Genomic DNA, 24,396 nt, shown 5'->3' with positions numbered 1-24,396 from the left:
ATGCTGAACATTCTGCTCAATCGCCTTGGCCAGTCGATATTAGTGCTGCTTGGCGTGTCGCTGCTGATTTTCTTTAGCCTGCACATGACGGGCGATCCGGCGGCGCTGATGATGCCGCCCGGCTCCAGCCAGCAGGAGATTGATACGTTCCGTCACAGCATGGGCTTTGATCGTCCGCTGCTGTGGCAATACAGCCACTATCTTGGCGGTGTGCTGCACGGCGATTTTGGTGAATCATTGCGCTACAGCCAGCCGGTGTTGGCGCTGATTGCCGAGCGCTTGCCCGCCACGGCGCTGCTGGCGGTGAGTGCGCTGGCGTGGAGTTCGCTGCTTGGTCTGCTGCTGGGCATTATCAGCGCCCTGCGACCGCACAGCATGTGGGATTTGCTGTGCCGCCTGCTGGCCTTCTCCGGCCAGGCGATTCCGGTGTTCTGGCTGGGGCTGCTGCTGATTTTGCTGTTTAGCCTGAAGTTACAGTGGCTGCCTTCCAGCGGTTACGGCACTTTCGCCGCGTTGGTGATGCCCGCACTCAGCCTTGGTGCGTTTTACATGAGCGCCGTAGCACGCTTGACGCGCGCCAGCCTGCTGGATGTGCTGCAACAGGATTATATCCGTACCGCGCGCGCCAAAGGGCTCAGCGCCTGGCGCATCGTGGTACGCCACGGTTTGCGTAACGCACTGATTCCGGTGATCACCGTGCAGGGCATGTATTTCGCCTCGCTGCTCGGCGGCGCATTGGTAACAGAGATTATTTTTGCCTGGCCGGGCATTGGTCGTCTGGCGATTCAGGCGATTCAAAACCGCGACTTCCCGCTGGTGCAGGCGATTGTGTTGCTCGCTGCGGTGGTGTTTGTGGCGATCAATTTGCTGATCGACCTGCTCTATCTGGTGCTGAACCCGAGGATTCGTTTATGAGTCGCCTTGATGCCACGCTTGAACTGCTGAGTGAACTGACGCGCTGGCCGAGCGTGGCCGGTCAGTTATCCTCGCAGCGCGGTTTGGCTGCCTGGCTGGAACAGTGGATGGTGGAGCAACTCGACGCCAGCGTGATTTATCCGGTGGCGGCGCAAACCGACAATTCTCCGCCGCTGGTGCATGTGCGCATTGATAACGGCAGCGCCAAAACCGTGGTGCTGTACAACATGTATGACGTGATGCCTGCGGATGATGCCGGTTGGGATGTGCCGCCGTTTGTCGGTGGCGTGTGTCACTGGGACGATCTCGGCGCGGTCTTTGTCGGACGCGGCGCAGAGAACAATAAAGGCCCAGTCGCCGCCCTGCTGGTCCTGCTGCGCGAACTGCAGCAGAACCAGCAGCTCGATTTCAATATTGAAATCCTGCTCGAAGGCGAAGAGGAAATCGGCAGCGGCGCACTGCGACGTTATCTGGCGCAGCAGCCTTGCCCGATCGCGCCCGCTGAAGCGGTGCTGTTCCCCTCACTGTGTGAATACGGAGGCGGCGCACCGCGCGTCTATCTCGGCTTTACCGGACTGGCCAGCGGACGCCTGAGCGTCAGCGGCGGCGCATGGGGCGGACCTTCCTCCGCGATTCATGCCAGCAACGCCGGTTGGATCGCCAATCCGGCATGGCGCTTAGTGCAAGCACTGAATGCCATCACGCCAGCCGAACACAGCGGCGTGCTGGCGTGTAATGCCACGGACGATGAGGCGAATCAGTTATTGGCGACCTTAGCCGCCGAATTCAGCATTAATGATGAACTGCAGTTCCGTCGCAGCCAGCGCCTGATGATTGAGGGCGACACGCTGAGCTGCCTGCAAACGCTGCTCGGCAGCGCGGTTTTAACGCTGGCCGAACTGCACAGCGATCCGCCGGGCGGACGCGGCGTCATCCCGTTCCGAGCCAGCGCGGAACTGGCGTTTCGCATTCCGCCGGGTTTCGATCAGGACGCGATAATTGAAGCCGCGCAGCAGCGCCTGGCGCAAGCCGATTTAGCCGGCAGCGAGCTGCAACTGTTCGATCGCTATCCCGGCGTGCGCTTTAGCCGCAGCGCCAGCGGCGTCGATGCCTTGATCGCCAGCTATCAAACGCTGGGCGCGGCACCGCAAATCTGGCCGTGGGCACCGGGCTGTGCACCCGCCTACGCTTTCGCGGCCGTCGCCCCCGCCTTTCTGATTGGCGGATTAGGCCACGGCGGCAACGCCCACGCCGTCAATGAGTTTGTCACGCTGGCGGGACTCGAACGCTTCCAGCAATCCATGAGCTTATGGCTCAACGCATTCAATGATTCGGCCATTGGCCGGGTCGCGCCACACCAGGGAAACACCGCAGTACATAAAAATATAGGTAACACATAATGAAATCAGTTGAAGAGTTTGAACGCGTTCCGCTCGGCTTCTTCCCCACGCCTCACGAGCCGCTGCCGCGGCTCAGTGAGGCACTTGGGATTACGCTGACGATCAAACGTGATGACTACAGTGGCTTCGGCGGCGGCGGCAACAAAGTCCGCAAGCTGGAGTATCTGATGGCGGAGGCCTGCAAAACAGGCGTGAATGTGGTGATCACCACCGGCGGGCATCAGTCGAACCACGCCCGCATGGTGGCCGCCGCAGCACGCAAGTTTGGTATGCGTCCGGTGCTGGTGCTGCGGGGCAATCCGCCCGCAAGCTGGCAGGGGAATCTGTTGCTGGACAAGCTGTTCGGGGCCGAGGTGCAGTTCCTCGATCCCGACGGCTATTTCACGCAGATTGAAGGTGCGATGCAGGCGCACGCTGATGCGGCTGTCGCGCAAGGTGAAACCCCGATGATTATTCCGCTGGGTGGCGCAACGCCACTCGGCGCATTGGGTTATGTGCGGGCCGTGGAAGAGATGGCGGCGCAGCTGGCACCCAGCCAGACGCCCGCGCCCGACTTCATCGTCGCGCCCACCGGTTCCGGCGGCACGCTGGCGGGATTGCATGTGGGTACGCGCCGCTATTGGCCCAATACCAGGGTGATTGGGGTGAGCGTGAGCGCCAAAGCCGACTGGTTCCAGCCGCGCATTGCCGGCATGGCGCAGGATTGTGCCGATCTGCTGCAATGGCCGCAGCAGTGGCAGCCGGAGGATATCTGGATTGAAGATGGTTATGTCGGTCAGGCATACGGCGTGCCATCGGACGGCGGCATTGCCGCCATCTACCAACTCGCCCAGCTGGAAGGCGTGCTGCTGGATCCGGTTTACACCGGCAAAGCGATGCACGGCCTGTTCTCGCTGGTCGAACAAGGGCGCATTCCGCAAGGATCGCGCGTCACCTTTGTGCATTGTGGCGGTTCTCCGGCGCTCTATCCCTTCGCCGATCGCCTGCTGGAGCAGTAATGGAAGCGTTATTGCGTGTACTGGATGAAGCCACCGTCGCGCAATTAGGCGGCGGCGATGTCGCTCTGGCGCTGGAAGACGTCAAAGCGGTGATTCGCCTGATGCGTCTCGGCGAGGCGCAAATGCCCGCTGAAAATCACATCGACCTCGGCACGCCGCTCGGTAAAGCTTATGCCTTGCCAGCGCGCGTTGGCGGCAGCTACAACGCTGCGGGCGTAAAGTGGACGGCGCATCGTCCACAGCGACCCGATGCGTTGCCTGCCGCCTTAGCCTTAACCCTGATTAACGATGCGCAAAGCGGTATTCCGCGTGGTTTGCTGGCCAGCGGCGCATTAACCGCGGCGCGCACCGCGGCGGTGAGTGCGCTGGCGTTGCAGCTGGCCGCGCCGCGTCCGGTGAAACGCGTGCTGCTGCTTGGCGCTGGTTTGCATGCTCAGGCGCATTTGCGCATGTTGCAGCAGCTGTTTCCGCAGCTGGAACAGATTGGCGTGTGGAATCGCTCGCCTTTTAAACTCAATGCGTTGCGCGAAGTGCAGATCGAAACTGATTTGCAGCTCGCTCTGGCGCAGTCTTATGACGCGGTGCTGACCTGCACCAGCGCCGACCAGCCGATTATTGATGCCGCAGCGGTCCAGCCCGGCAGGATCATTGTGCAGGTCGGCTATCACGAAGTTAGTTTTGCCGCCATCAAAGCCAGCAGCAAGGTGGTGGTCGATGCGTGGGGCAATTTTGCCCAGCGCAGCGCCAAAAGCCTGTTCCAGATGTTCCGCGCCGGTGAGTTTGGTGAGCAGGATGTAGCGGCCGATCTCGCCGCGCTGCTGCTGGATAACTGGCGTCCACAGCCCGATGACAGCGTTTATTTCTCCTCGTTTGGCCTCAACGTGTTTGATATCGCCCTCGCCGCCCGCGTGTTGCAGGCCGCCGAGCACGACGAACTCGGTTCGTTGCATTCGCTGTTTTCAGGAGTTCTGCATGATCATTGATGTGCTATCCCTGCATCAGCGCCAGGCAAAAGGCGAAGCATTTCTGCTGATCGACGTGCGCGAGTTCGCCGACTGGCAACGCGCCACCTTACCCGGCGCGCAGCACTGTAACGTCTACGATTATTTTATTGAGGATTGCAGCGAGGCGGGTTTAGCGGTGATGGCTGCAGAAGCCGCCACCGCGCTGCAACCGATGTTTACCGCCTATCCCAACGCCACGCCGGTGTTTTTCGAACAGCAGGTTGGCATGCGTTCGCCGCGTGGGGCCTGGTTTGCGTGGCTGCTCAAGCGTGATGATGCGCTGATTCTGGATGGCGGCGTGGAGGCGTGGATTGCAGCAGGCTATGAACTCAGTCCGGGATTGGGATTAAGCCGCACGGTGGCGCATCCACCCGCAGCCCACGCTCCAGCGTGGAATCGCGAGCTGGTGTGCAGCCGGGAACAGGTATTAGCAGCAGATGGAGTGAATGTGGTCAACGTGGATGCACGTCGCCGCAGCGAATTTGACGGCAGCTTTGCGCATGCCTGCTGCCAGCGCGCCGGACGCATTCCGCATTCTCAGCTGCTATTTTGGGAGGATGTCATTGCCAACGGCCATTTCTTAGCAGCGCAGCAGATTGCCGCACGCGCCGAGGCGGCAGGATTGAGTAAAGATGCGAAGTTGCAGGTTTATTGCCATCGCGGTGCCCGCGCCGCCACGGTGTTGGCGGCGTTGAAGCTGGCGGGCTATCCCCATGTTTCGGTGTATGTCGGTTCCTGGCACGAATGGGCTGAACATCACGAACTGCCGCTGTTACACGGCAGCTGATCGCAGCGCCAGCGCCTGCTGAACGTCCGGCGCAGCGGCGAGCAGTTGGCGCGTGTAATTGTCCTGCGGATGATTAATCACGCTGGCGGTCGCGCCGGACTCCACAATCTTGCCGTGATACATCACCACCACGCGATCGCACAACTGACGCACCGCGCTGAGATCGTGGCTGATAAACAGTACCGATAATCCCAGCTTGTGGCGTAGATCATTAAACAGCGCCAGAATCTGCCCGCGCACTGATAAATCCAGTGCCGCCACCGCTTCATCCGCCACCAGCAACTTCGGCTCCATCGCCAGCGCGCGCGCAATGGCAATTCGCTGACGCTGACCGCCGGAAAACGCGCCCGGCAAACGTCCGGCATGTTCAGCCTTCAATCCCACCAACGCCAGCAGCTCTTTAACCCGTTCATCCACCGCCGCGCCTTTGCGCAGCTGCCAGACGCGAAGTGGTTCAGCGATCTGCTCACCGACTGGAATTTTGGGATTCAAACTGGCGTAAGGGTCCTGAAAGATGATCTGCGCGTGACGACGTAACGTATTCAGCTGGCGCCCTTGCAGATGCTGACCCTGAAAATGCACCTCGCCGCCATCCGCTGTAATCAGGCCAATCGCCGCGCTGCCCAGTGTGGTTTTGCCAGAGCCGGATTCGCCAATCAGCCCGACGATTTCGCCCTGCGCAATCGACAGATTGGCCGGATGCAAAACGGTTTGCCGTTTGGCAGGCCACAGCGGCAAACGGCGCGGCAGCGGATAGCTTTTACTGATGTCACGCAGCACCAGCAGCGGCGGCTGTTCAGGTACCGCAATCGTATCCGGGATCTGCGTGGCCGAGGCGGCAATCAATTTGCGTGTATAAGGATGCGTTGGTGCGCCGAGCGTGCTCAGCACCGCGCCCTGTTCAACCAGCTGCCCTTGCTGCATCACGCAGACGCGATCGGCGTAGCGCGCCACCACCGAGAGATCGTGGGTGATCAATAAGATCCCCATGCCCATCTCTTGTTGCAGTTCCTGCAGCAGCGCCAGAATCTGCGCCTGAATGGTGACGTCCAGCGCGGTAGTTGGCTCATCGGCAATCAATAATTCCGGCTGACCGCTAATGGCGCTGGCGATCATCACACGTTGCCGCATGCCGCCCGACAACTGATGAATATACTGACGCGCGCGCTGTGCAGGATTGACGATGCCAACGCGATCCAGCAGCGCAATCGCTTCCTGCTGCGCCTGTTTCCAGCTGAACTGACGATGCCGCACCAGCACTTCGGCAATCTGCTCACCAATACGCAGCGTGGGATTCATGCTGGTCATTGGTTCCTGAAACACGGTAGCGATGCGGCAGCCGCGTAATTGCTGGGTTTTGCGCGCATCCAGCGGTTCGCCATTAAACATCACGCGGCCACCACTCTGCTGCACGCCCGTGGGCAGCAAGTTCATCAGCGCCAGCGACGTTAAGGTTTTACCTGAGCCCGACTCGCCGACTAACGCCAGGATTTCCTTGCGATCAAGATCAAAAGAGACGTTATCCACCAGCAAGCGCTGATCGTAAGTGTGCAGCGAGAGGTTTTCAACCGAAAGCAAGCGCGCGTTAGTCATCTGGCAGGGATTCTCAACAAGGAAAAATACAGGATATATCCTGAACATAGCACGAACAAGACCGTTCGGTTATGGCACTGCGCGTTGCGGTATAAGGCTGTTCATTGAGTTTAAAATATTCCGTATTAACGGCGATGAACGCCGTTGAATCGTAAAACGGTAAACTTTATCGCGGAATGCTCGTTAGTTAAGCGTCTTTCGGTCACCATAAATGGCGACCCTACAAAGGGTTGGCCGTTTAACTACACCTTTTCCTGCGACAAACTTAATATGGTGCGAATGTTCTGCGCGGTGGTGGCGATGATATCGATCGCGCCAGTACGCAGTGCGCCGAGGATCGCCATCGCTTTGGTATTTTCTGCGGCAATGGCGATCACACAGGGGATTTTGCGCAGCTCATCGATGCTCAGCCCAATCACGCGATCGTTCATCACGGTATCTACGTGTTGGCCCTGCGAATTAAAGAAGTCATAGCCGGCGACATCGCCCGTCACGCCCTGATTAACACTGGCGTCGATGATTTCATGCGGCGTGAACCAGCCGAGCTTCACCATATAGCTGTTTTCATTCATGTCACCGATGCCCACCAGCGCCACATCCGCTTTGCGCGCGCGGTCCAGCGTCTCTTTGATGGTGCCGTTTTGCATAAAAGCGTCGCGCAGCGCTCGGTTCTCAACATAGGCAGGCGCATACAACGTTTCGCTGATGCCGCCAAACTTCTTGGCCAAACGACGGCTGATATGGTCAGCATTGATGGCATCGCCTGGACGATGCGTGCCGCCAATGCCGCTAATGAACAGGCAGTTACGCGTCGGTACCTGGCCGGGATAATCGGCGACAGCGGCCACGTTACGCCCTTGCCCAACGGCGACAATGGCGTCGTCTTTCAGCGACTGCGCTAAATGTGATGACACCAGCGCGGCAACCTGACGACGCTGCTCTTCCTGATCGGGCTGATCGAGCGCTATCAGCGCACGTTGCAGTTGTGGGAAGCGATTTTGCAGCTGTTGCTCGAGGCGGGTGCTGAAGACGGGATGGTAACGCACGTTGATTTCGACGATGCCCTCTTCGCGTGCGCGTTTGAGCAGTCGGCCGACTTTAATACGGGAAATACCAAACTTACGCGCAATCTCCTCCTGGGTGATTTCGTCCTGATAATAGGCGACAGCTATTTCCGTCAGCAGCTCGGAGTCCTGAGAAAGCGTGTTTTTTTCCATCCGTAACCTGTCTTTTTGGTGTTATTTGAAGAAGTTGTGACCACTCCATGTAGGGTGCGCATTCATGCGCACCTGGTCACCATAAATGGCGACCCTACAAAATGGGGCAAGATCTGACTTTGGGAAGGAGTTATATCATTGATACGACTCGCTTCGCCAGACCACAGCGCCGCGAGTCGATCGAGCATCACGCTTAGCGCTTGATGGCGTCGATTTTCAGCATACGGGCAATCACGATATCCAGCTCTTTCTGATCGAAGATCTGCTTCCAGTCCGGTTTCACAATCTTCTCACGGCCGTATTCCATGGCGATCATGCAGGCATCCGAGAACGGGTTGGTGGCGCGGAACGCCACGGCCAGCGCGATTTGAATATGGCCGTACAACATCGCTTTGGCCGCTTCTTCCGGCACGCCGCTGTGTTTCACGGTTTCGTCCAGCGCTTCTTTCATAAACGCGCCGACCATGCAGGCCACGGTTTCCACCAGCGTGGGTTCCAGATACGCCAGCTGCATCACGGTTACCCAATGCACTTGCTCTACCGGCCCGTACATCACGCTGATCACCTTGCTCAGCTCGGCTTTCTGCTCATCTGAACCGGTTTCATATGACGCCGCCACGTGCTGAACCGCCGCGATACCGCCGAAGGCATCAGCATGTTCTTCCTTGGTGTAACGCTCCAGGAATACCGATGGATGGCAAGGATGCGCCACCGCGTATTCAATGCCATCGCGATGGGCGATCAGATTGGCGTAGGCCGCTGCGGGGTCCAGCGTCAGCAGAATCGCGCCCGGCTTCATCTGTGGCACCACGCCTTCAGAGACTTTGCCCAGCACGATATCCGGCACCGCCAAAATCACCACGTCGCTCAATGGCACCACGGAGGCCGCATCAGAGAGTTCGCGCCCCTGCGCGCTCACCTGCTCTTGTGCCTTGGGTGAGTTCTCACAATAAAACACCTGGTAATCGCTTTTCTGGAAGTTGGCAGAAATACGCATACCCATTTTGCCGCCCGCGCCAATCACGGTGATGGTTTTCAGTTGCACGCTCATGTTGTTACTCCTGATCTTGTTTACTACGTAAGAATTCAACGGTGCGGCGAGTCCATTCGGCTTCTCGCTCGCAGGTCAGCGCGGCATCGTCCTGCCACGGCAACCAATGTTCGACGATTTGGTTAATGCCTTTATCCACCGGGCGCACGCTGGCGATCATCCGGTCGTAATCCAGCAAGCCTTCGCCCATCGGGCAGCCAGCAAAGGTAAAGCCGACCCAGCCATCACGACGCGTGAAGGCAAAGTCTTTGATGTGCAGATTGCCGACGCGCGCGGCGGTGTTGGCAATTACCTGCTCTGGCAATTCGAGTCCGGCGACACAGTTGGCGGGATCGAGACACACGCCGAGCCACGGCGACAGGAACTTGTTGATCACCGACATCATCGCGCCGCTGTTCACCTGCTCGTACGTCTCCAGACAGAGACGCACCTGTTGGCGGGCAAAATCCGGCAACACTGCGCCAATCAGCGCGGCGGCTTCGTCGAGGGAAGGACGATGATCGGCGGTGTAGAACATCGAACGTATCACCCGCGCATCGAGGATTTCCGCGATATGCAGATAACGACGCAGATGCTCTGTGCCAAGGCCGCGCGTGCCGAGTTCCAGCGTGATACCGAGCGCATCGGCCTGCTGACGCAGCGTTAACAGTTGCGCGTCAGACCAGCTTTCAATCGCCGGATAGTCGCAGATTTGAAACACCGAGACATCGAGATCGGCGGTCTGTTGCAGCATCTGCTCCAGCGTCAGCGGGTTGGCTACTTTCGACGACATGCGCCAGAAAAAGGCGTAGGTGCTGAGTCCGATACGGCTCATGAATCGAGCTCCTGAGCCAGCTCACTGGCTTCATCAATAATTTTTGCCAACGCGTTGGGATCGTGAGCAAAGCGCCCCAGGAACAGGCCATTTACGTCCGCGCCAAGGCGCTGAATCAGTCCCGGCCCCGCGCTGCCGCCGTAGATGATTTTCAGCGTAATGCCGGGCGGCGTGGCGAGCTGCTGCAACCCGGCGCACACTGCGCGGATGTAGCTGTCCGGTGCCGGTTGCGGCGCACCAATCGCCCACTGCGGTTCGTAGGCAAAGAACACTTCGCCCTTTAAGCCCTGCTGCGCCGACTCGGCCAGCGCTTCGGCCAGCTGCTGCTGGCACAGTGCGATCGCCTGCTGCGGTTCTGCCTGCACTTCTTCGCCAATGCACAGCACCGGCGTGATGCCGTGACGCAGCGACATCGCCACTTTGGCGGCGATTTGCACTTTATCTTCGTGGAAATGACGACGGCGCTCAGCGTGACCAATTTCGGCCAGCGAACAGCCTAACTCCTGCAACATGCTGGCGCTGACTTCGCCGGTCCAGGCACCGTTCTCCGCCTGGCAAACATCCTGGCCGCCGAAGCGCACCGGTGTATTAGCGAAGATCTCTGCAACCGCCGGAATCGCCGGATAAGCCGGTAACACAAACAAGCCCACTTCACCGTTTTTCACCGCAGCATGGTCGGCTAATGCCGCCACATCGCGACACCATTGCAAGGTTTGCTGGTAGCCGAAGTACATTTTCAAACTGACGCCGAGCCAGATTTTTGGCTGAGACATGCTTCAAGCTCCTTGTTCAGAGGCACTGTGTTCTTTTAGCAGATCGCCGACGGTATTGACGATCAATGCCAGCGAAATCGCTCCGGCATCCGGCGTGCCAACACTTTTTTCTGCCAGCGGACGCGCACGCCCCATTTTGGGTACCAGCTGCGCGGTGTCCTGTGCAGCTTTATCGGCCACCTGCGCCGCCTTCAGCCAGGCATCGGTTAACGACGCGCCAGCGGTAACGGCTTCGTTCAGGCTGTCGCTAAACGGCACCAGCACATCCACCATGGTTTTATCGCCGACGCGCGCTTTACCAAAGTGCATGATGCCTTCTTTCGCTTCAAGTACGCCGGTTGCCACGCGCTGCGCGTCTGGCGTTTGACGATCGCCCAGCGCGGTACCCAACGCGGTAAGCGCTACGCCCCACAACGCGCCCGAGGTGCCACCGGCTTTATCGGCCCAGGCATCCGCCGCGCGGCACAGCAAACTGCCCGCACCGGCACCACGCGCCGCGACTTCACGCGCTTTCTCAACCGCGCCCAGCACGCCGCGCTCCATGCCGATACCGTGATCGCCGTCGCCGGCCACCGCATCGATATCGCCAAGACGCTCAGCGTTACGCTGTAACATTTCTGCCACGGCTTCGAGCAGCTGCAGCACGCGTTTCGCGCTCTCTTGCGATTCGGCTGTAGCTGATGGCAAGGCTTCTTCCGTGTTTTCAACCAGTTCAGCAGCACTCAGCGGTTCGGCCACCAACACGCTGCCTTTACGGTAAGCGGGCGTATTGGTCGGCGCACGCCACAAAGTTTCCAGCTGATCGTCCAGCCACATCAGCGTCAGTGACGCACCGGCCATGTTGAAGCTGGTGACAAACTCACCGACGTCCGGTTCAACCACCTGTAGCTTAGCCGCCGCCAGCAGTTGCGCGACGCGACGATAGACGACAAACAGCTCTTCATATTTCACCGAGCCCAGCCCGTTGAGGATCACCGCCACGCGCTGACCTTCGGGCTGCCGGATATCGGCTGGCAATTCATTGAGCAAGCGCTCCACGAAGATCTCGGCCAGCTCATCCGCGCTCGGCATGTCGGTCTCTTTAATCCCCGGCTCGCCGTGAATGCCGAGTCCCAGCGCCATGCGCCCTTTTTCCACTTCAAACAGCGGATGCGAAGCACCCGGCAAGCTGCAACCGGAAAACGCCACGCCAAATGTACGCGTGCGGTTATTCGCGTGCTGTGCCAGCTGTAACACCTGTGATAAATCGTGACCCGCTTCAGCTGCGGCGCAGGCGGCTTTGAACACGCAGAGATCGCCTGCCACACCGCGACGCTTCTCCAGCTCATCTTTACCCGCGCTGGAGATATCGTCAGTCACCGCCAGCACGTCACAAGCGATGCCTTCCGCGCGCAGACGCTCGCAGGCCTGGCCGAAGTGCAGCACATCGCCAGCGTAGTTACCGAACATCAGCAATACGCCCGCGCCGTTATGGGCCGCACGTGCCACGTTGTAGATCTGCTGCGCCGACGGCGACGCGAATAAGTTGCCCATCGCCGCGCCGTGCGCCAGACCTTGTCCAACCAACCCGGCGAACGCCGGATAGTGACCGGACCCGCCGCCCACGATCACCGCCACCGTATTCGGCTGGCTGCGGGTGCTGCGCACCACGCCTCCGGCGACCTGACGGACTTTATCGGCATTGGCGGCGACAAAGCCTTCGATGAGCTCAGCGGCAAAGGCTGATGGTTGGTTAAACAGGTACGTCATATTAATGCTCCTGAGCTAAAGAGGTCGGCTGAGACGGCGAGCGACGGCGATTAAGTAACAGCATGAGGAACGCTGACAGCAGCATGAATCCACCCACCACAAACATCGGCAAGGCGTAGCTGTTGGTGGCGTCATGCAGTGCGCCGGTGATGTAGCCCGCAGAGAAGCCCGCTACGTTTCCTAAGGTGTTGATCAAGGCAATGGCTGCGGCGGCAGATGCGCCGGTCAGGAATTGCGTCGGTAAGGTCCAGAAGTTCGGCAGTGCGGCGAAGATGGAGCTGGCGGTAATCGCGATCACCATGATGGTGGTGAACGGCGAATCCATATACAGCGCCAGCGGGACGCTGATACCGCCTGCCAATGCCGGAATGGCGATGTGCCAGGTTTTGCAGCCGCGACGTGTGGCATCTTTCGACCAGAAGAACATCACCACCGCCGCGATCAGGTACGGCACGCCGGTAATTAGCCCTTTCTGCATCACGTTAAAGGTGGTGCCGAACTGCTGCTGGAAGCCGGCGATGATGGTCGGCAGGAAGAACGCCAGCGCATACAGACCATAAATAAAGCCGAAATAAATCAGGCACAGCATCCAGACGCGGCCATTACCCATCACCGAACGCAGGCTATGTTTTTGATGGCCCTGCTTCTGCTGATGCTCGGCTTCCAGTTCGGTGGTCAGCCAGGTTTTCTCTTCAGCGGTCAGCCACTTGGCCTGACGCGGCGAATCCACCAACCAGAACAGCGCGACGATACCAATCAGAATCGCGGGAATGGAGACACCCATAAACATCACGCGCCAGCCTTCCATGCCAAACAGACCATGCTGCTGAATCAGTGACGCGGCTAAAGGCGCGCCGAACACCACCGTCAGCGGCTGCGCAAGATAGAACAGCGACAGGATTTTGCTGCGATGACGTCCCGGCACCCACATGCTGAGATAGAGAATCGCGCCTGGGAAGAAGCCGGCTTCGGCGATACCCAGCAGCAGACGCAGCGTATACAAGCCTTCCACACTGCTCACCCAGGTGAACAGCAACGAGACAATGCCCCAGCTGATCATGATGCGCGCCAGCCAGCGACGCGCGCCGAACTTATGCAGTGCGAGGTTGCTTGGCACTTCCAGCAGGATGTAACCAATAAAGAAGATGCCCGACGCCAGGCCAAACTGCAGCGCGGTGAGGCCGAGGTCTTGCGTCATGCCGTTGGGGCCGGCAAACGAAATCGCGGTGCGATCGAGAAAGTTGATAAAGAACATCAGCGCCACGAACGGCACTAAGCGCCAGGAGATTTTTCTAATGGTGGATTGTTCCACCGCCGTCATTGCTTGTTGGTTCATAACGCACCTCCACGACGTGCGTGAGTGATCATTTCTTTATGTGGTGTTGACCAATCGCCAAAGAGGCGCTGGCTGCAGGAGTACTGAGAGGTACGGTGTAAATGACACATGTTCGAGTCCTCGATGGGTCTTCTTGTACATTGGTATAGTCATGCGAACATATGAACACTACACGGATAATTGTGCGTCTCTCAACTGCAACACACGAAAGTGTGAGCAGCTTCATGAGATTTGATTTTGGTCAATTTATCTGATTAGTGCGCCCATGCGACGCGGCACAGGCGGTATAACAGGGTTTTTGAGTGATTCTGACGCGATCCTGAAGGCAATTCATATGAACAACGATTGAACATATGATTGTTTTTATGGCAAGCTAACCATGAACATCTTCTCGCCTGCTGAACAAACGTGCAGGCGTCATTGCACACCCTGCTGGAGAACGACGATGAAAACTATCGCAATTGGCGCCGATGATGCGGCTATCGAATTGAAAAATGTGATTAAAAATCTGCTGGAAGAGAAAGAGTATGTGGTGACGGATTACACCAATGACGCGCAAAACGACCGTCCGATGTACCCGGATGTGGCCTTTGCGCTCGCCACCGCCATCCAGAAGAACGAATTTGAGCGCGGCATTCTGCTGTGCGGCACCGGTATCGGTGTGGCGATTGTCGCCAATAAAGTAGAAGGCGTGCGCGCGGCGCAGTGTCACGACACCTTCTCTGCCGAGCGTGCTCGCAAGAGCAACAATGCGCAGATCATGACCATGGGCGCGCGCGTCATCGGGCCGGAGCTGGCGAAGAACATTGTTAATGCCTGGCTGGCATCGGAGTTTGAAGGTGGCGGCTCAACTGCCAAAGTTGAGAAGATCGGTTACTACGAACAAGTCTCTCACGCTAAATAAGCGCCGACGTCGCACCTCTGGAGAACCTTATGTCTACACGCCGGGAAAGAGCCAACGCCATCCGCGTTTTGAGTATGGATGGCGTACAACAAGCCAATTCGGGACATCCGGGCGCCCCGATGGGCATGGCGGATATCGCTGAAGTGTTGTGGCTCGACTTTTTGCAGCACAATCCACGCAATCCCAACTGGGCTAACCGCGACCGCTTCGTTTTGTCGAACGGTCACGGCTCAATGCTGATTTACAGCCTGCTGCACCTGAGCGGTTACGATTTGCCGCTTAGTGAATTAAAAAATTTCCGTCAGCTGCACTCCAAAACGCCGGGGCATCCGGAATACGGCTACACGCCGGGCGTTGAAACCACTACCGGCCCGCTGGGTCAGGGCATCGCGAACGCGGTCGGTTTTGCCATTGCCGAGCGCACGCTGGCGGCGCAGTTCAACCGTCCGGGTCATGACCTCGTAGACCATAACACCTACGTGTTTATGGGCGACGGCTGCATGATGGAAGGCATCTCACACGAAGTCTGCTCCATCGCCGGTACCCTGAAGCTGGGCAAACTGGTTGCCTTCTATGATGACAACGGCATCTCCATCGACGGTCACGTGGACGGCTGGTTCACCGACGACACCGCTAAACGCTTTGAAGCCTACGGCTGGCACGTGGTGCGCGGCGTGGACGGTCACGATGCCGACGCGATTAAGAAAGCGGTTGAAGAGGCCAAAGCGGTTTCCGACAAGCCTTCGCTGCTGATGTGCAAAACCGTGATTGGCTTCGGTTCGCCGAACAAAGCCGGTACGCACGACTCGCACGGCGCGCCGCTGGGTGCCGATGAAATCGCGCTGACCCGTAAGCAGCTGGGCTGGAATCACGGTCCGTTTGAAATCCCTTCCGACATCTACGCGCAGTGGGATGCCAGAGAAGCCGGCCAGGCGAAAGAGTCTGCGTGGGAGCAGAAGTTTGCTGCCTATGCCGCTGCACATCCTGAGCTGGCTGCGGAGTTCAAACGCCGCGTCAACAACGAGCTGCCCGCTAACTGGGCAAGCGAGTCGCAGAAGTTCATCGAGCAGCTGCAGGCCAATCCGGCGAAAATCGCCAGTCGTAAAGCCTCGCAGAACGCCATCGAAGCCTTTGGTAAAATCCTGCCGGAATATCTGGGCGGCTCCGCTGACCTGGCGCCAAGCAACCTCACCATGTGGTCCGGTTCTAAGCCAATCAATGAAGACGCGGCGGGCAACTACATCCATTACGGCGTGCGCGAGTTCGGTATGACCGCCATCGCCAACGGCCTCGCGCTGCACGGCGGTTTCCTGCCGTACACTGCCACCTTCCTGATGTTCGTCGAGTACGCGCGCAACGCCGCACGTATGGCCGCGCTGATGAAAATCCGTCAGATCATGGTCTACACCCACGACTCGATTGGTCTGGGCGAAGATGGCCCGACGCATCAGCCGGTTGAGCAGATGGCCAGCCTGCGCGTGACGCCGAACATGAGCCTGTGGCGCCCGTGCGACCAGGTTGAGTCAGCGGTGGCGTGGAAATATGCCATTGAACGTGTTGACGGCCCGTCGGCGCTGATCTTCTCGCGTCAGAACCTGGCGCAGCAGGATCGCAGCGCTGAGCAGCTGGCGAACGTGGCGCGTGGTGGTTACGTGCTGAAGGACAGTGAAGGCACACCAGAGCTGATCCTGATCGCGACCGGTTCAGAAGTGGAGCTGGCGGTGGCTGCTTATGAGCAGCTGACGGCAGAAGGCCGCAAGGTGCGCGTGGTGTCTATGCCATCCACTGACGCCTTCGACAAGCAGGACGCGGCGTACCGTGAATCCGTGCTGCCGAAAGCGGTTGCCGCACGCGTGGCGATTGAAGCGGGTATCGCAGATTACTGGTTCAAATACACCGGCCTGAACGGGGCGATCGTCGGCATGACCACCTTCGGTGAGTCAGCGCCTGCGGATCAGCTGTTCAAAGAGTTTGGTTTCACCGTTGAGAACGTGGTTAACACGGCGAAATCGGTTTTGTGATTTGAGGTCGCCATCAATGGCGCTCCGACAAAATAAAGGGCGGCTCAGTTGAGTCGCCCTTTTTACTATGCGGTGATACGAATAATTTTTTGCGTCATGCTCATGGCGGAATCAAACGGGCTGGTATTGCGCACGATTTTCACCATCACGCTGGCGCCCACCCACAGCTGATACAGGCTTTCCGCCACACGGCTCGGTTGGTCATCAATAACTAACGAACCTTCCTCAACACCCGCTTCTAATGCGTCCGCCAGTCGCGCAATGATGCCTGCCGTGCCCGTTTGTAGCGTGCCGCGCATACTATCTGATAAATCGGCAACTTCCGCGCCCAGCTTCACCGCCAGACACTTGCCCTGACAATCGGAGAACGATTGCGATTGACGCCACAGCTGCCAATAGTTCATCAGCCGCTGCGCCATCGTCAGGCCCGGCTGGCTTAATGTCGCATCAAGCTCAGCCAGATAATCATCAAAATAGCGCGCCAGCATATCCACCCCGAAAGCCTCTTTCGAGTTGAAGTAGTGATAGAACGAGCCTTTGGGCACACCGGCATCGGTGAGGATTTCATTTAATCCGACAGCCGAAAAACCCTTGCCGGCCATAATGCGTTGGCCAGTGGCAAGGATGTGATCGCGGATTTCATTGCTATGCAATTGGGATGAAGTAGTCATAGCGGTAGATTACCAAATACTAGACCAGTCGTCTATGCACTAAACATGCGTTTACTACTGCGATAAGCTGCGTGCTGCTTTCTCGATCACCGCCGCAATCTCTTTTGGCTGTGAAGCATAAATCGCATGATTTCCCTTCAACTCCGTCACGCTGCTATGCGCACGTTGCGCCATAAAGCGTTCCAGCTGCGGATTGATCGCGCGGTCTTCGGTTGCGACCACCGCCCAGCTGGGTTTGGTTTTCCAGGCTGGAATGCCAGCAGGTGCTGCAAAAGCCGCAACGGCAGGCATCACCTGAGAACGCGCCAGCAAATCGGTCTCTTTGACGGGCAAATCGGCGGCAAAATCAGCATGGAATTTTTCCGGTTTCAAATAGAGATAATGGTCAGGCGTTTCGGCAATGGATTGCGCGGCGGGCGGATATTTTTTTGCCAGACTCAGCAGCGATTCGCCTTGCTCCGGCTGGAACGCGGCAATGTACACCAGGCCAGCAACCGACGGATCGTTACCCGCATCGCTGATAATCATGCCGCCATAACTGTGTCCGACCAGCAGCGATTTACCCTGCTGCAGCGCCAGAACGCGTCGGGTGGCCGCCGCGTCATCGGCCAGCGATGTTTGCGGCTCCTGCACAATCGACACTTTATAACCGTCTTTATCGAGAATGCGCGCCACCGGATTCCAGCCCGAGCCATCCACAAACGCACCGTGAACCAGCACGATGTTTTTCACCGGCTCAGCCAGTGACGACTGCGCATATACCGACAGCACTGCACCTAACGCTAACAAGGTTAATGATTTTTTAAACATGATTTTGCTCTCCACACTTTTCACGATGCAAAACAAAGGAGGCGAACCGCGGCTCGCCTCCCGATGCGTTTATTGCGCCAGTTGCTTGATCAATTGTTGCGCCGTCTCTGCTGAAGACGTTGGGTTTTGTCCGGTAATCAGCAGGCCATCGCTAACTACATAAGAGCTCCAGTCCGCGCCTTTGGAATACAGACCGCCCTTCGCAATCAGTTCATCTTCCACGAGGAAAGGCACTACCTGAGTCAGGCCAACCGCTTCCTCTTCGCTGTTGGTAAAGCCGGTGACGTTACGGCCTTCGACCAGCGGTTTGCCTTCCGGCGTTTTGACGTGACGCAGCACGCCCGGCGCATGACACACCAGTGCAACGTGCTTATTCGCGGCCAGGAAGCCTTCAATCAGCGCGATGGAGTGCTGATCTTCTGCTAAATCCCACAGTGGGCCGTGGCCGCCTGGGTAAAACACCGCATCGAAATCGGCTGGTGATACGCTGTCCAGACGCACGGTGGCGGCGAGTTGCGCGGTTGCTGCGGCATCCGCTTCAAAACGATGTGTTTGCTCAGTCTGGAAATCCGGCTCATTGCTTTTAGGATCTAACGGCGGGTTGCCCCCTTTTGGCGACGCCAGCGTGATTTCTGCGCCAGCATCTTTGAATGCGTAGTAAGGCGCGGCCAGCTCTTCCAGCCAGAAACCGGTTTTACGTCCGGTGTCACCCAATTGGTCGTGTGAGGTTAAAACCATAAGAATCTTCATCATCAATCTCCTGCCTGTTGAATTTAAACATCTAAACTAGACCAGTCGTCTAGCGCTTGAATTCAAAGTAACAGCTAATAGACCAGTCGTCTAGTGGTTAAATCATTTTTTTACTGAAATGAAATGCGCCGCTGTTTCTTATCTTTCTACTAGCTTAAGCGTACTCTATCCCGATTTGCCCTTTCTCACGGAACCGAAAAAATCATGTCCACCCTACGTTTACTCATTTCTGACTCACACGATCCCTGGTTCAACCTGGCGGTAGAAGAGTGTATTTTTCGCCAGATGCCGACAACGCAGCGCGTGCTGTTTCTCTGGCAAAACGCCGAAACAGTGGTGATCGGCCGCGCACAGAATCCGTGGAAAGAGTGCAATACGCGGCGGATGGCGGAAGACGGTATCAAGCTGGCACGACGCAGCAGCGGCGGCGGCGCGGTATTTCACGATTTGGGAAACTGCTGCTTCACCTTTATGGCCGGCAAACCGGAATACGATAAGTCGGTCTCCACGGCGATTATCCTGCGCGCGCTGGAACAGCTTGGCATTCCAGCTGAGGCCTCAGGTCGCAACGATATCGTGGTGAACGTGGATGGCGAAGTGCGCAAGATTTCCGGATCTGCCTATCGTGAAACGCCCGATCGCGGTTTTCATCACGGCACATTTTTGATGGATGCCGACCTTTCGCGTCTCGCCGATTACCTCAATCCAGACATTAAAAAATTACAGGCGAAAGGCATTACCTCGATGCGTTCACGTGTAGCCAACATTGCCGATTTGGTACCGGGCATCAGCTTTGACGCAATCTGCCGTGAGGTGATTGCCGCCTATTTTGCTTACTATCAGGAAGAGTGCGAACCAGAACATATCTCCCCCGCTGCACTGCCTGATTTGCCCGGCTTCGAAGAGCAATTTGCGCGGCTAAGCAGCTGGGAATGGAATTTTGGTAATGCGCCGGATTTCTCGCATCAGTTGAATGAGCGCTTTGTCTGGGGCGGCGTAGAGATTCACTTTGATGTGGAGCGCGGCGTAATTTCTCGCTGCCAGATTTTCACCGACAGCCTGAACCCTTCGCCATTAGAAACGCTGGCGTTACGTCTGCAGGGCGCGGTATATCGTCCTGAAACCATGTTGGCGCAATTAACGCTGTTGAAAACGGAATATCCGGAGCAGCTTAATGAATTAAGTCAGCTGGAAAGCTGGCTGGTGGCGAGTGTGAGTTAGGTATAAAACGGTCGCCATAAATGAACTGCACCCCAAATGTTGGACCATAATCTGACATTGAAGGTGCAGCTCTATGACAACAAAATATCCCATCGAATTTAAACTCTCGGCCATTCACTATTTTCTTAGCGGCCATGCCGGTATTGATGGAACGGCTAAGCACTTCAGCATTGCCCCTACTAACCTCCGCCGCTGGGTTGCGCGCTATCAGCATCACGGTGAGCAGGCTTTGCTTCCCCGCGGGCACCGGCGTTATTCTTCTGACTTCAGGGTCCAGGTGGCGCATTATGCTCTGGCTCATACCGGTGAGTCATACGCTGCGGTTGCGGCGCGTTTTAATATCAGCTCACACAAAACGGTTGAATCCTGGGTCCGCCAGTACAGCCTTAAAGGTCACTATGCTTTCCCGCCCGAAAACAGCACGCGGAGAACACCAATGTCAGGCAAAGAAAAATCACCAAAACCAGTCGGGTCAATGACGCCGGAAGAGCTGCTTAAGGAGCTCGAATACCTGCGTGCCGAAAACGACTATCTGAAGGTCATGCAGGAGATTATCCTGGAAAAAAAGCGCCGGGAGCGGGAGAAAAAGCCGCAGCCGTGACGCTGCTGCGCACGCGGCATCGCCTGCCGGTGCTGCTGAGCGTATCGCGGCTGCCAAAAAGCACTTTTTTTTATCAGCTTGCCCGCCAGCAGGCAGCGGATAAGTACGCAGAGGTGAAGACGCTTATCGTCAGGCTGTCAGAGGAGCATCGCAGTGTTTATGGCTACCGGCGCATGGGCTGCCTGCTCAGGCAGCACGGCTGGGCGCTGAGCGGGAAAACCGTGCTGAAGCTGATGTCGGCGCTGGGTCTGCAGTCGCCGGTAAGAAAGAAGAGATACCGGTCCTGTCGCGGGCCCGAGGGGCGGACAGCCGGCAACGTGCTGCAGCGCAACTTCCGGGCACAGGCACCGAACGAGAAGTGGGTAACGGACGTAACGGAGTTCAGCGTTGCGGGTGAAAAATGCTACCTGTCCCCGGTTCTGGACCTGTATAACGGCGAAATCGTGGGCTGGGAAACGGCGCGTAAGCCGCTGATGCCGATGATAAACGGTATGCTGAGCAGAGCCTTACAGCATCTGACGGGCGAGCAGCGTCCGCTTCTTCACAGCGATCAGGGCTGGCAGTATCAGATGCCGGAGTATCAGCGGCGCCTGGCGGAAAACGGGATAAAACAGAGCATGTCGCGCAGAGGAAACTGCCTGGACAACGCGGTGATGGAAAACTTCTTCGGTCATCTGAAGTCGGAAATGTTTTACCTGAAGAAATACCGTGACGTAGAGGAGCTGGAGAAGGACATCGGAGACTATATCCACTTCTGGAATACTAAGCGGATAAAAATGGGGCTGGGTGGGCTGAGTCCGGTAGCGTACAGGACTCAGCATTACGCAGCGCTTTAACTAAACGGTCCAGGTTATGGGGTTCAGTTCATTTATGGCGACCCTACATTACTTATTCTCTGCCTGAATAATTAAATCAGGTTCCTTACCCACCAAAATCAACGTCAGACTGAATGACAAAACAAGCGCAATGGCGACGCCGGAAACGGCCCAGATAAAGTACGGGCCAATATAGGCCGGCAAACTGAATATACTGGAAAGAATGTAGCCATATAAACGCACGCCAAAGAAACCGATAAAGGCTGAAGCCAGTGCACTGGAAACCGTTGCCGCGATAAAGGCTTTTTTGTAGCGCGTTAATACGCCAAACAGCGCCGGTTCCGTGATGCCTAATAACGCTGAAATCGCGGCTGAAAGCGTGACCACTTTGTCCTGACGACTTTTACTTAATTTCCAGATAGCGAACGTCGCTCCGGCAATCGACATATTTGCCATAAACATCATCGGCATCAACATGTCATAACCGCGATCGCTAAAGTTCTGTAGCGCAATCGGTGTCATCGCGTGATGCATGCCGGTCAGCACCGCCACCGGACGAATGGCGCCGACAATCAAGCCAGCAAAGCTTGCTGAAATACTGAATAAGCCCTCAATAAACAGCGCCAGACCTTTGCCAAGCCAAATCCCCATCGGACCAATCACCACCAGCGCGGTCAAAGCCGCAAGGAACAGCGTTAAGGTAGGCGTAAATACAGTTTTTAATACTTCCGGCATAATGCGATCCACCCAGCGATGGATATAGCTGAGCGCCAGGATAGAGAAGATGACCGGAATAACGCTGGAAGCATAATTAAATACCGAAACCGGCAGCACGCCCATCAGCCAAAACGCGCTCACTGCGCCCTCCTGATGCGCCGCCAGCGCTTTTGCCGCATCAATTAAAGAGGGATACATTAAACAAGCCGCCACGGCAGCGGCTAAATACTCGTTGGTTTTAAATATTTTGGCGGCGGAGACCGCTAAAAAGAACGGCAGGAAATAGAACACGCCGCTGGCAATTAAATCAATCACCATCACCGTGTCGCTTTTGGCCGAGACCAGCTTTAACGCCACTAATCCAGCCAGCAAACCTTTGATCATCCCTGCGCCAGCAATGGCGGGAACAATCGGTCCAAATACGCCCGAGACGGTATCCATAAACAGCGATACCAAGCTTTTACGCGTTTTCTCGTTTTGCGTCGGCTGGACGCCATCGTTATTTAATACCGGAACGATTTGCTCATACCAGCTATTGACCTTGGGCCCGATAATAATCTGGAATTGTTCGCTCTGCATTTGCGCGCCCAGCACACCGGGCAAGGTTTTAATTTCGCTCTGGTTAACTTTATTGTCATCAATAAGGTCAAAGCGCAAACGCGTCATGCAATGCCAGACTTTATTGATATTATTCTTCCCACCCACTAAGTGGATTATATTTTTTATTACTTCCTGCGTTCCCATACGTGCTCCTGAGGGAAGAAAAACAGCCTGGTGAAATCTGCACTGGATGGTAATAAATGACACCGAACAAAACAAACCAATAAATCATGACTGCGATCACAAAACGCGCTGCATCAGTGCTATTAATCTCTAAAATGACAAATTGGTCTGTTTTTATGACGATAAACGCTCTGATTTACTGACCAATATTTATTGCCCAAAAAAGGGTTTGCGTCGCAATAAAAACCCGGTAATGATACGGCAAAAATAGCTTATCAACATGCCTTGATATTGCGTGCAGTCACTGCACCACAGGAGTATTTCTCGTGACCCCAACCATTATTGAAAATATTGCGTGTTTTATTACCCGCCCCGATCGTCATAATCTTATTACCGTACGTGTCACCACCAATAAAGGGATTACCGGTCACGGCTGCGCCACCTTTCAACAGCGTCCTTTAGCAGTAAAAACCATGGTGGATGAGTATCTGGTACCGCTATTAACTGGACGCGATGCCAACAATATTGAAGACCTGTGGCAGATGATGAACGTCAATGCTTATTGGCGTAACGGGCCGGTGACTAACAATGCCATTTCGGGCGTGGATATGGCGTTTTGGGATATTAAGGCGCAGTTAGCTGATATGCCTCTTTATCAACTGTGGGGCGGCAAGGCACGCGATGCAATTGCGGCTTACACCCATGCCAGCGGTGAAACACTGGACGAACTTTATACCTCGGTCGATAACGCCTTAGAGAAAGGCTATCGCCATATCCGCTGTCAGCTGGGTTTTTACGGCGGAACGCCCAAAGAACTCAACGCACCGGAAAATAGCACCTCAGGCGCTTATTACTCGCAGCAAGAGTACATGGCAAATACGGTAGAGATGTTCCGTGCGTTAAGAGAGAAATACGGACATCGATTCGAAATTCTGCATGACGTGCATGAGCGCTTATTCCCGCAGCAGGCAATTCAACTGGTGAAACAGCTTGAGCCGTATATGCCCTATTTTCTTGAAGATGTGCTTCCTCCCGCACAAACCGGCTGGTTAGAGCAACTGCGTCAGCAAAGCGCGGTGCCGTTAGCGCTAGGTGAATTATTTAATAATCCAGCGGAATGGCACGAGTTAATTGTGAATCGTCGCATCGATTTTATTCGTTGTCACGTCTCGCAGATTGGTGGCATTACACCGGCGTTGAAACTGGCGGCGCTGTGTCAGGCATTTGGCGTGCGACTGGCATGGCACGGACCGGGCGATATGACGCCGATTGGCGTAGCAGTCAATACACATCTGAATATTCATCTGCACAATGCTGCCATTCAGGAATTTATTCCGCGCTCAACGCTGACCGATGCGGTTTTCCCTGGCGCGCCGGAGATTAAGAATGGCTATATTTATCCACCACAAGCATCGGGTATTGGCGTCGGCTTTGATCAAGCGTTAGCAGAAAAACATCCGGTGGTTTACCGTCCGCATGAATGGACGCAGAGTCGCCTGCCTGACGGCACCATTCACACGCCATAA

The 24,396-nt window shown here is 56.5% G+C and carries 21 protein-coding genes; 10 read left to right on the top strand and 11 right to left on the bottom strand.

All coding sequences use genetic code 11. The features are described from left to right. The 5 genes from NQH49_RS09440 to NQH49_RS09420 are packed head-to-tail and all read left to right on the top strand — an operon-like array spanning window position 1 to window position 5,104. Window positions 1-915: an ABC transporter permease gene (locus tag NQH49_RS09440; RefSeq protein WP_256696437.1), complete on the top strand. Its 915-nt coding sequence runs from the start codon at window positions 1-3 to the stop codon at window positions 913-915. Then, complete coding sequence (locus NQH49_RS09435; protein WP_256696436.1) at window positions 912-2,315, top strand: M20 family metallopeptidase; 1,404 nt, start codon at window positions 912-914, stop codon at window positions 2,313-2,315. The genes NQH49_RS09440 and NQH49_RS09435 overlap by 4 nt, the downstream gene beginning before the upstream one ends. Then, entirely contained in the window at window positions 2,315-3,313 is a 999-nt protein-coding gene (locus NQH49_RS09430; RefSeq protein ID WP_256696435.1) for a 1-aminocyclopropane-1-carboxylate deaminase/D-cysteine desulfhydrase, read from the top strand. The genes NQH49_RS09435 and NQH49_RS09430 overlap by 1 nt, the downstream gene beginning before the upstream one ends. Then, a complete protein-coding gene (locus tag NQH49_RS09425; protein ID WP_256696434.1) occupies window positions 3,313-4,296 on the top strand; it encodes an ornithine cyclodeaminase in 984 nt (327 codons plus the stop codon). The genes NQH49_RS09430 and NQH49_RS09425 overlap by 1 nt, the downstream gene beginning before the upstream one ends. Next, the gene (locus NQH49_RS09420) at window positions 4,286-5,104 is read left to right on the top strand and encodes a sulfurtransferase (protein WP_256696433.1); all 819 of its coding nucleotides are present in this window, start codon (window positions 4,286-4,288) and stop codon (window positions 5,102-5,104) included. The genes NQH49_RS09425 and NQH49_RS09420 overlap by 11 nt, the downstream gene beginning before the upstream one ends. Here the strand turns inward: NQH49_RS09420 and NQH49_RS09415 are convergent. From NQH49_RS09415 to NQH49_RS09385, 7 genes are all read right to left on the bottom strand, one after another. Beyond that, the gene (locus NQH49_RS09415) at window positions 5,090-6,697 is read right to left on the bottom strand and encodes a dipeptide ABC transporter ATP-binding protein (protein ID WP_256696432.1); all 1,608 of its coding nucleotides are present in this window, start codon (window positions 6,695-6,697) and stop codon (window positions 5,090-5,092) included. The genes NQH49_RS09420 and NQH49_RS09415 overlap by 15 nt on opposite strands. A gap of 242 nt (window positions 6,698-6,939) precedes the next feature. Then, complete coding sequence (locus NQH49_RS09410; RefSeq protein WP_008104043.1) at window positions 6,940-7,914, bottom strand: sugar-binding transcriptional regulator; 975 nt, start codon at window positions 7,912-7,914, stop codon at window positions 6,940-6,942. A 193-nt stretch (window positions 7,915-8,107) separates the two neighbouring features. After that, window positions 8,108-8,965: a phosphogluconate dehydrogenase C-terminal domain-containing protein gene (locus NQH49_RS09405; RefSeq protein ID WP_256696431.1), complete on the bottom strand. Its 858-nt coding sequence runs from the start codon at window positions 8,963-8,965 to the stop codon at window positions 8,108-8,110. A 4-nt stretch (window positions 8,966-8,969) separates the two neighbouring features. Next, window positions 8,970-9,779 (bottom strand): sugar phosphate isomerase/epimerase family protein, encoded by an 810-nt coding sequence (locus tag NQH49_RS09400; RefSeq protein ID WP_256696430.1) that lies wholly within the window; start codon window positions 9,777-9,779, stop codon window positions 8,970-8,972. Next, on the bottom strand, window positions 9,776-10,552 hold the full coding sequence (locus tag NQH49_RS09395) for a triose-phosphate isomerase family protein (protein WP_256696429.1): 777 nt from the start codon (window positions 10,550-10,552) through the stop codon (window positions 9,776-9,778). The genes NQH49_RS09400 and NQH49_RS09395 overlap by 4 nt, the downstream gene beginning before the upstream one ends. Before the next feature lie 3 nt (window positions 10,553-10,555). Then, a complete protein-coding gene (locus tag NQH49_RS09390; protein ID WP_256696428.1) occupies window positions 10,556-12,301 on the bottom strand; it encodes a dihydroxyacetone kinase family protein in 1,746 nt (581 codons plus the stop codon). A gap of 1 nt (window position 12,302) precedes the next feature. Further along, entirely contained in the window at window positions 12,303-13,637 is a 1,335-nt protein-coding gene (locus NQH49_RS09385) for an MFS transporter (RefSeq protein WP_256696427.1), read from the bottom strand. Window positions 13,638-14,082: 445 nt separating this feature from the next. Here NQH49_RS09385 and NQH49_RS09380 point away from each other — a divergent pair, with 445 nt between their 5' ends. Both NQH49_RS09380 and tkt read left to right on the top strand, forming a co-directional pair. Then, window positions 14,083-14,541 (top strand): RpiB/LacA/LacB family sugar-phosphate isomerase, encoded by a 459-nt coding sequence (locus NQH49_RS09380; protein ID WP_256696426.1) that lies wholly within the window; start codon window positions 14,083-14,085, stop codon window positions 14,539-14,541. A gap of 29 nt (window positions 14,542-14,570) precedes the next feature. Further along, entirely contained in the window at window positions 14,571-16,562 is a 1,992-nt protein-coding gene (gene tkt / locus NQH49_RS09375) for a transketolase (protein ID WP_256696425.1), read from the top strand. A gap of 65 nt (window positions 16,563-16,627) precedes the next feature. Here the strand turns inward: tkt and NQH49_RS09370 are convergent, their stop codons facing one another. From NQH49_RS09370 to NQH49_RS09360, 3 genes are all read right to left on the bottom strand, one after another. Further along, window positions 16,628-17,233, bottom strand: coding sequence for a TetR/AcrR family transcriptional regulator (locus NQH49_RS09370; RefSeq protein WP_256696424.1), 606 nt, complete (start codon window positions 17,231-17,233; stop codon window positions 16,628-16,630). Window positions 17,234-17,287: 54 nt separating this feature from the next. Continuing rightward, window positions 17,288-18,043, bottom strand: a complete 756-nt coding sequence (locus tag NQH49_RS09365) for an alpha/beta fold hydrolase (protein WP_256696423.1) — start codon at window positions 18,041-18,043, stop codon at window positions 17,288-17,290. Between the two features lie 69 nt (window positions 18,044-18,112). Beyond that, a complete protein-coding gene (locus NQH49_RS09360; protein ID WP_256698408.1) occupies window positions 18,113-18,793 on the bottom strand; it encodes a type 1 glutamine amidotransferase domain-containing protein in 681 nt (226 codons plus the stop codon). 204 nt (window positions 18,794-18,997) lie between these two features. Between NQH49_RS09360 and NQH49_RS09355 the strand changes: the two genes are divergently transcribed. Both NQH49_RS09355 and NQH49_RS09350 read left to right on the top strand, forming a co-directional pair. Beyond that, window positions 18,998-20,014, top strand: a complete 1,017-nt coding sequence (locus NQH49_RS09355; protein WP_256696422.1) for a lipoate--protein ligase — start codon at window positions 18,998-19,000, stop codon at window positions 20,012-20,014. 73 nt (window positions 20,015-20,087) lie between these two features. Continuing rightward, a protein-coding gene (locus NQH49_RS09350) for an IS3 family transposase (protein WP_256696421.1) occupies window positions 20,088-21,451 on the top strand; the annotation gives its coding sequence in 2 pieces (ribosomal slippage) (window positions 20,088-20,583 and window positions 20,583-21,451; 1,365 coding nt in all). Window positions 21,452-21,499: 48 nt separating this feature from the next. On the opposite strand, the gene NQH49_RS09345 is transcribed toward NQH49_RS09350, so the two are convergent. Beyond that, the gene (locus NQH49_RS09345) at window positions 21,500-22,891 is read right to left on the bottom strand and encodes a PTS transporter subunit EIIC (RefSeq protein ID WP_256696420.1); all 1,392 of its coding nucleotides are present in this window, start codon (window positions 22,889-22,891) and stop codon (window positions 21,500-21,502) included. A 305-nt stretch (window positions 22,892-23,196) separates the two neighbouring features. Here NQH49_RS09345 and NQH49_RS09340 point away from each other — a divergent pair, with 305 nt between their 5' ends. Continuing rightward, window positions 23,197-24,396 (top strand): enolase C-terminal domain-like protein, encoded by a 1,200-nt coding sequence (locus tag NQH49_RS09340; protein ID WP_256696419.1) that lies wholly within the window; start codon window positions 23,197-23,199, stop codon window positions 24,394-24,396.

Origin of the sequence: Pantoea trifolii (assembly GCF_024506435.1) — a bacterium.
GTDB lineage: Bacteria > Pseudomonadota > Gammaproteobacteria > Enterobacterales > Enterobacteriaceae > Pantoea > Pantoea trifolii.
Note: the sequence above shows the minus strand (reverse complement) of the source record. Positions and strands in the feature narration are given on the sequence as shown.